Source organism: Streptomyces sp. LS1784 (assembly GCF_020103755.1).
Taxonomy (GTDB): Bacteria; Actinomycetota; Actinomycetes; order Streptomycetales; family Streptomycetaceae; genus Kitasatospora.
Genome location: NZ_JAHSQD010000485.1, coordinates 1 through 6,394 on the forward strand (window position 1 = coordinate 1; position 6,394 = coordinate 6,394).

A 6,394-nucleotide genomic window follows, 5' to 3' on the forward strand; every position below is an offset into this window, starting at 1 on the left:
GCTCCCGCCGGCCGCGGCGGCGGTGGCGGTGCTCGGACTGCTCCGGCCGGAGCCGGTGGCCCGGGTGGTCGGGGTGCTTGCCGCGGTGGCGGCCGTCGCCGTCGCCCCGTACGCCTGGCGGCCGGTGGAGCCGGTGGCCGTCCACTTCCTCGGCCCGTCCACCGCGATGCTGCTGGTCGAGCGGGTGGACGAACTGACCGCCCACCGGGCGGATGTGACGGTCGCGCAGGCCGCGGAGATCCGCCGGATCGAGCGGGATCTGCACGACGGCGCGCAGGCGGGGCTGGTGGCGCTCGGGCTCTCGCTGGCGACCGCCGAGAAGCTGATGGAGACCGATCCCGAGCGGGCCAGGGCACTGATGCGGGCGGCGCGGGCAGGGGCGGCGAGCTCGCTGGCCGAACTGCGGGACCTGGTCCGGGGCATCAACCCGCCGCTGCTGAACGAGCGCGGGCTGGTGGACGCGGTCCGCGCGCTCGCCCTGAACAGCCCGCTCGACGTCGTGGTCGCCGCCGACGGGCCGTTCCGCCTGGAGCCGCCGATCGAGTCCGCGGTGTACTTCGGGGCCGCCGAACTGCTCACCAACGCGACCAAGCACGCCCGGGCGACGAGCGTGCGGATCACCATCGCGCACGGCGGGACCGGCGTCGTGGTGGAGGTCCGGGACGACGGCCGCGGCGGTGCGGTGACGGGCAGTGAGGGCGGGCTGGCCGGGCTGCGCCGCCGGCTCGCGGTGTTCGACGGCACCCTGGAGCTCACCAGCCCGGCGGGCGGCCCGACCTGTGTGACGATGGTGGTGCCATGCGAATCGTTGTAGCCGAGGACCTCTACCTGCTGCGGGACGGAATGGTCCGGCTGGTCGAGGCCTACGGGCACGAGGTGGTGGCGACGGCCGCCACCGGCCCCGAGACCCTGGACGCCCTGCTGACCTGGCGCCCGGACGTCGCCGTCGTCGACGTCCGGATGCCGCCGACCCAGTCGGACGAGGGCCTCCAGGCGGCCCTCCACGCGCGCCGGGCGGTGCCCGGGCTTCCGGTGCTGATCCTCTCCCAGCACGTGGAGCAGCTGTACGCCCGTGAGTTGCTGGCCGACGGCGCCGGCGGCATCGGCTACTTCCTCAAGGAGAGCGTGTTTGACGGTGAGCAGTTCGTCGACGCCCTGGAGCGGGTGGCGGCGGGCGGGACGGCCATGGATCCGGCCGTGATCGGCGCACTGGTCTCCTCCGCCCCCTCGAACCGGCGGCTCGACCGGCTCACCGGGCGTGAGCTGGAGGTGCTCGGCCTGATGGCGGAGGGGCTGTCCAACCAGGCCATCGCGCAACGGCTGTTCCTCAGCGACAGCGCGATCGGCAAGTACACCACCTCGATGTTCGGCAAGCTCGGGCTCACCGACGACGAGAACGGCAACCGGCGGGTGCTGGCCGTCCTGGCCTACCTCAACAAGCCCTGACCGCCCGCTCGTCAGCGCGCCGTCGCCCAGGAGATGTCGGGGATGTGCCCCTCCTGCACCTGCCGGGCGCGCTCGGCGACCAGCTCGGCGAGGCCGGTGAGCACGGGCACGGTGAGCTGGTAGCCCGGCCCCTCCTCGCGCACGATGAGCAGCACGCTGCCGACCCTGGTCAGTGCCACCGCCGATACGGAGCCTTGGACGCGGATGGCGCTCTGGTCGCCGATCTGCGGGACGGCCACCGTCGGGTTCGTCCCGGCGGTCCGGCCGAGCGCGCTGTCGAAGGCACGGGCGGCGGTCTCGGGGGAGGCGAAGGTGGCCACCCGGAACTCCACGGCCTGCACCGAAGCCGAACCGAACGCCACGATGCCGTAGGCGAGTTGTTCGTCGCAGGAGTCCGGCAGCAGGCACGGCCGCTCGCCGTCCGTACCGAGCGCCGCCGTCGGCCCCCGCTGCACCTGCCAGTCGCCCGGCACCGCCCTCTCGTCGGGCAGCAGCCTCAGCACCAGCGCCGGATTCCTCAGCGGCTGCGCGGCGTGCGCCAGATCGGGCCCGCCCGGCTTCAGCAACGGACGGGAGTTCAGGTGCACGCCGAGCGCGACCAGCGCGGCGATCAGCACCAGGGCGAGCGCCAGCACGATCCCCGTGGTGCTTCTCCGGGCGGCGAGCGCCCGGGCGTGGGCGGCCGCGGGGCCGGTCCGCAGCTGGACGGTGGTGGGGCCCCTCGGCGGCGGCGCGGACGGCGGGCCGACCCGCAGCTGCACGGTGCCGGGCTCGCTCCGCAGCTGCACGGTCGGCGGATCGCTCGGCTTCCCGAGCCCGGTGGTGGCCAGGTACTGGGCGAACGCCTGGTCCGAGGCCAGCAGTTGTGCGACCGCGGCGGTCAGCAGCGCCCGTGCCTGCGCGTCCCCCGGGCTCGCCTCCGCCGCCGCGAGGGCCCGGGCCCCCTCCGGTACCATCCGCAACCGCGCCCGCACGACGTCCGCCACCGCCTGATGCGGCCCGTCGCCCAACAGCGCCGCCACCGCCTCCGGCGCCAACCCCCGGCCGTCCCCCATGGCAACTCCCCTTGCCGAACGAGTGGTTGCTCCCACGATCCCGGACCGCCCCCCAGTTCGTACCCACGCCGAACGGAACGGAGACGCAACTGCAACCGCTTCCGGACGATCCCGGGCCGGGGAACGCGGTTGTCGGGTCAGGGCCCACAGGGCGTCCGGTGGCAGCGCCGGGTCGGCCGCGGCCGCCGGGCCGTGCGGGGGTCCGGGGGTCCGGGGGGTGAGGCCGCGGCCGGAGGGCGAGGGGTGTCAGCGCAGGGCCGGTGTGGGAGCGGGCGGGCCGCTCAACTGACCGGCATGGACATGTACACCGCCCGCCGCCCGTAGCAGGCGGGCACCGGCACCTCCCGGTGCGCCCGGTAGCCGAGCAGCCGCAGCAGGATGTCGGCCCCGCGTACCGCGACCATCGAGATCCGCTCGTACCCCTGCTCGCTCGCCTGCTCCCGGAAGTGCCGCATGAAGCCCAGCGCGACGTCCCGTCCGCGCAGCTCTTCGGCGATCACCAGGTCGTGCACGTGCAGGTTGGCCGACTCGTACGCCGTCTCCTCCGGCCGGGCGAGGTCCGGGCAGCGCAGGGGCGGGTACGGCAGGCTCAGCAGGTAGCCGTGCACCGCGCCGTGCCGCTCCAGCACGAAGCAGGTCTCCGGCGAGCCGAGCGCGCGGGACTTCAGCGCCTCCCGGCCCTCGGACAGGCCGTCGGCCGCGTAGGCGGCGTGCTCCAGGGCGACCACGGCATCCCAGTCGCCGTCGTCCAGCCGCCGGATCCGGAGGTCCTCGCTCACCCGGCCGTCCCCTGCGCGTCGACGTGGAGCCCCTCCGTACGGGCGGCGGCCACCAGCGCAGCCCAGGCTCCCATCAGCACCGCCCAGCGCTCGGCGTCCTCCTGCGCCTCGTCCAGGAGCTGCTGCCGCTGCCCGGCCACCACGTCCGCGAGCTCGGCGTACTTGCCGCCCAGCTTGCGGTAGGAGCGGTCCAGGACGTCCAGGCAGTGCACGTTCCCGGACCGGTCCCAGTCGACGCTGCCCCGCACCAGGTCGAGGATCGGCTCGACCTTCAGCCCGTGCCGCTCGTCCAGCAGCCTGCGGCCGAGGTCGATCATCCCGCCGTAGACCGGGTACAGGTACAGCATCGAGAGCAGGAACTTGACGAACCGCAGCTGGTAGGAGACGAAGCCGGCGCCGGTGCGGCGCTCGGGCGTGTAGTAGTTGACGATGTGGCGGTTGTGGGTGACGCCGGGCAGCCGGGAGTGGACCATGGCGTGCAGCAGGGCGTAGTCGCTGCCGATGGTCTCGATCGAGGGCAGCAGCGGCAGCACCTCGTAGCCCCGGTGGTCCAGGGCGATGTTGCACATGTAGACGTCCCAGATGTCGGGCACGCCGAGGACGGAGTCGTCGGCGCTGAACGGCGCGGAGCCGGCGCCCTTGAAGGAGACGTCCACCATCGCGTCCCTCTCCTCCTCCGACCACACCGGCGGGGTCCACAGACGCACCACGTCGCGGTAGACGGCCGGGTCCCGCTCGTGGATCTCACCGATGTCCACGTTGAGTTCGCCGATGAAGGAGCCGCTGACCAGCATCACCGGCCTGTCCGCGTCGGCCGGGTCGAGTTCGGAGCGGGACACGCCGGCCACCGCCTCGCCGGCCGGCCGGCCGATCGAGAGCAGCTCGTGGTGGATCGGGAAGACCTTCCGGCCGTCGACGACCTGGAAGTCGAAGTCGTCGTTGCGCAGGTGCGCCGAGGTGCAGCCCAGGGCGGCCGCGCCCAGGAAGAGCCGGTTGACGCAGGAACCGTACGCGACGGCCCGCGGGAGCATCAGGTCGAGCAGCAGCTCGGGGTCGGCGGCGCCGGAGCGCTCGGCGACCCGGCGCAGGAACTCCCGCTGCTGCGCCTCGCCGAGGTGGTGGACGACCACGCCGGGAGTGGGCTCCATCGCGGCCACGGCGCCCGCGTTCGCCGCGAACGCCACGGCGTCGGTGGTGTCGAGGATGAGGAGGTGCACCTCGACCCCGAAGTTCGCGACGGCGTAGGCCGCCTCCTCGGCGAGTTCCGCGATGGTGTCGGGGCAGGGCCGCATGGTGGGCAGGGCGAGGCAGACTCTTTGCATGTGCGGGTTTCTCCATCGGATCGTCAGATTCGGTTCCATGGCCGCCAGTTGGGCGCACCCGGAGGCCCCGGGCGCGGGCCGGCGCCGGTCCGCCGGACTACCCTGGACTAGACCACTTTTGATGTCAACGATTGACAGCGAGGGCCCGGCGGGGTGGAATGCGCCCCCATCCGCACGATCGCCCGCCCCCGCACGGGCGTCCGAATCGCACGCAGGGGCGAACGTCCCCTGCAGAGTCGAACGGCCGGGCGAGCGTGGGTGGTTCACTGCGGGGAAGTTGCGCCATCGGGGTCAATCCGCGAGCCGGACCTGCCGATAACGGAGGTGATGCCCTCACGCCGTTCGGAGGAGCCCACAATGCCCGAACTGTGGCTGCCCGGTGCCGAGATCCACGACCTCGGCGACCACGCGCCGACCGATCAGCAGTACCCGCCGAAGGCCATCGCCCACATCACCTGGGACCGCAACGCGACCGCCGCCGCACCGCAGGACTGGGTCCCCTACGCGAACCTGGTCGGCTACTTCACCGGCAGCGGCGCCGGCAGCGCGCCGCACCTGGTCTGGGACCCGTTCAGCGGTCGCACGGCACAGCTGTTCCCGGCCGACTCCCGCTCGAAGAGCCTGCTCAGCCCCGCCGAGAGCCCGACCCGCACCAACCGGGCCGGGCGGGTGGTGATCCAGATCGAGGCGGTGTTCTTCCCCTACTGCCGCTACCAGGGCGGCGTCTACGCGCGGCTGGTCGACACCCCATGTGCGGGCTGGGACCGGATCCACGCCTGGATCGCCTCCTGGGGCGTGCCCGACGCCTGGCCGATGGGCCGGCCGACCGACTTCTCCAGCCACCGCGACGAACAGGTCTGGGAGACCCGCGGCGGCTGGTATGCGCATGCCCACGTGCCGTACAACGACCACACCGATCCCGGCTCCTGGCCCGACGTCACGGCCGGGTCCGGCTCCCCGGGCACCCCGCCCTCGCAGCAGCACCCGGTCCCCCCGGACACGCCCGCCCGCTACCAGGTCAGCATCAACGGCCTGCCGTACGGCCACGGCGCCCAGGGCTACCAGGTGACGGCGGTCGGGCGGGCGCTGGTCTCGCACGGCTTCGGCGACCACTACCTCTCCGGCCCGGGCCCGAGCTGGACGGACGCGGACACCGAGAACTACGCGGACTACCAGGGGAGCCTGGGCTACTCCGGGCAGGCGGCGGACGGCGTCCCGGGCGAGGGCTCGCTGCGCCGGCTGCTCGGTTACCTGCCCGGGCAGCGGACGGTCTCGGTGTCCCACGTGATCGCGGCGGCCCAGACCGACCCGGGGGCCGAGCAGGGGCACCTGACCTACGGCGCCGAGGTGGCGATCGTGGAGCAGGCGCTCGTGGACGAGGGGCTGCTCGAACAGCGGTGGGTGGACGGATCGTTCGGCAGCCGGACGGTCTCCGCGTACGCGGCCTGGCAGCGCCGCTGCGGGTACCAGGCGGGGGCGGCGGACGGGATCCCCGGCCAGGCCTCGCTGCACCGGCTGGGCACGGCGCAGGGGTTCGCGGTGACCGACTGAGTCCGGTACTACTCCCGGGGGAGGCGAGGTTCGGCGGTTGCCGGGGGCGCGTACTCGCCCGGGAGTAGGCGAGGTTACTTCCACCGTCAGATGCCGGATGAGGCGCGGACGGGAGAGCCTGGGGCCGTCCTCGTGACCCCGACTCGAAGGAGGTATCCGTGCGCTCGCCCACCGGCGCCGTCGCGGCGTCCGAACCGACGCCACTGCGGCCGGCGGCACCGGCGCCCGCCGGCCGGCGCCT

6 protein-coding genes are annotated in these 6,394 nt (G+C 73.7%); 3 read left to right on the forward strand and 3 right to left on the reverse strand.

Features of this window, described 5'->3' with window-relative positions; genetic code table 11:
* Together KS423_RS35390 and KS423_RS35395 are read left to right on the forward strand one after the other, a co-directional pair.
* Nucleotides 1-814: sensor histidine kinase (locus KS423_RS35390; protein ID WP_224283847.1), on the forward strand; the 814-nt coding region annotated here is incomplete at its 5' end.
* Nucleotides 799-1,446 (forward strand): response regulator transcription factor, encoded by a 648-nt coding sequence (locus KS423_RS35395; RefSeq protein WP_224283848.1) that lies wholly within the window; start codon nucleotides 799-801, stop codon nucleotides 1,444-1,446. The genes KS423_RS35390 and KS423_RS35395, both read left to right, overlap by 16 nt.
* A gap of 11 nt (nucleotides 1,447-1,457) precedes the next feature.
* On the opposite strand, the gene KS423_RS35400 is transcribed toward KS423_RS35395, so the two are convergent.
* The 3 genes from KS423_RS35400 to KS423_RS35410 all read right to left on the reverse strand — a co-directional run bounded on the left by KS423_RS35400 (nucleotide 1,458) and on the right by KS423_RS35410 (nucleotide 4,602).
* On the reverse strand, nucleotides 1,458-2,501 hold the full coding sequence (locus KS423_RS35400; RefSeq protein WP_224283852.1) for a hypothetical protein: 1,044 nt from the start codon (nucleotides 2,499-2,501) through the stop codon (nucleotides 1,458-1,460).
* Nucleotides 2,502-2,782: 281 nt separating this feature from the next.
* Entirely contained in the window at nucleotides 2,783-3,280 is a 498-nt protein-coding gene (locus tag KS423_RS35405) for a GNAT family N-acetyltransferase (RefSeq protein WP_224283849.1), read from the reverse strand.
* Entirely contained in the window at nucleotides 3,277-4,602 is a 1,326-nt protein-coding gene (locus KS423_RS35410) for a DUF6271 family protein (protein ID WP_224283850.1), read from the reverse strand. Before KS423_RS35410 ends, KS423_RS35405 begins: the two co-directional genes overlap by 4 nt.
* 357 nt (nucleotides 4,603-4,959) lie before the next feature.
* Between KS423_RS35410 and KS423_RS35415 the strand changes: the two genes are divergently transcribed.
* The gene (locus tag KS423_RS35415) at nucleotides 4,960-6,153 is read left to right on the forward strand and encodes a peptidoglycan-binding protein (protein WP_224283851.1); all 1,194 of its coding nucleotides are present in this window, start codon (nucleotides 4,960-4,962) and stop codon (nucleotides 6,151-6,153) included.
* Nucleotides 6,154-6,394 lie beyond the last annotated feature (241 nt).

Excerpts from the sequence above, each read along its gene's own strand:
- KS423_RS35395 (WP_224283848.1), top strand. The coding sequence starts at position 799 with ATGCGAATCGTTGTAGCCGAGGACCTCTACCTGCTGCGGGACGGAATG.
- KS423_RS35410 (WP_224283850.1), bottom strand. The coding sequence starts at position 4,602 with ATGCAAAGAGTCTGCCTCGCCCTGCCCACCATGCGGCCCTGCCCCGAC.
- KS423_RS35415 (WP_224283851.1), top strand. The coding sequence starts at position 4,960 with ATGCCCGAACTGTGGCTGCCCGGTGCCGAGATCCACGACCTCGGCGAC.
- KS423_RS35400 (WP_224283852.1), bottom strand. The coding sequence starts at position 2,501 with ATGGGGGACGGCCGGGGGTTGGCGCCGGAGGCGGTGGCGGCGCTGTTG.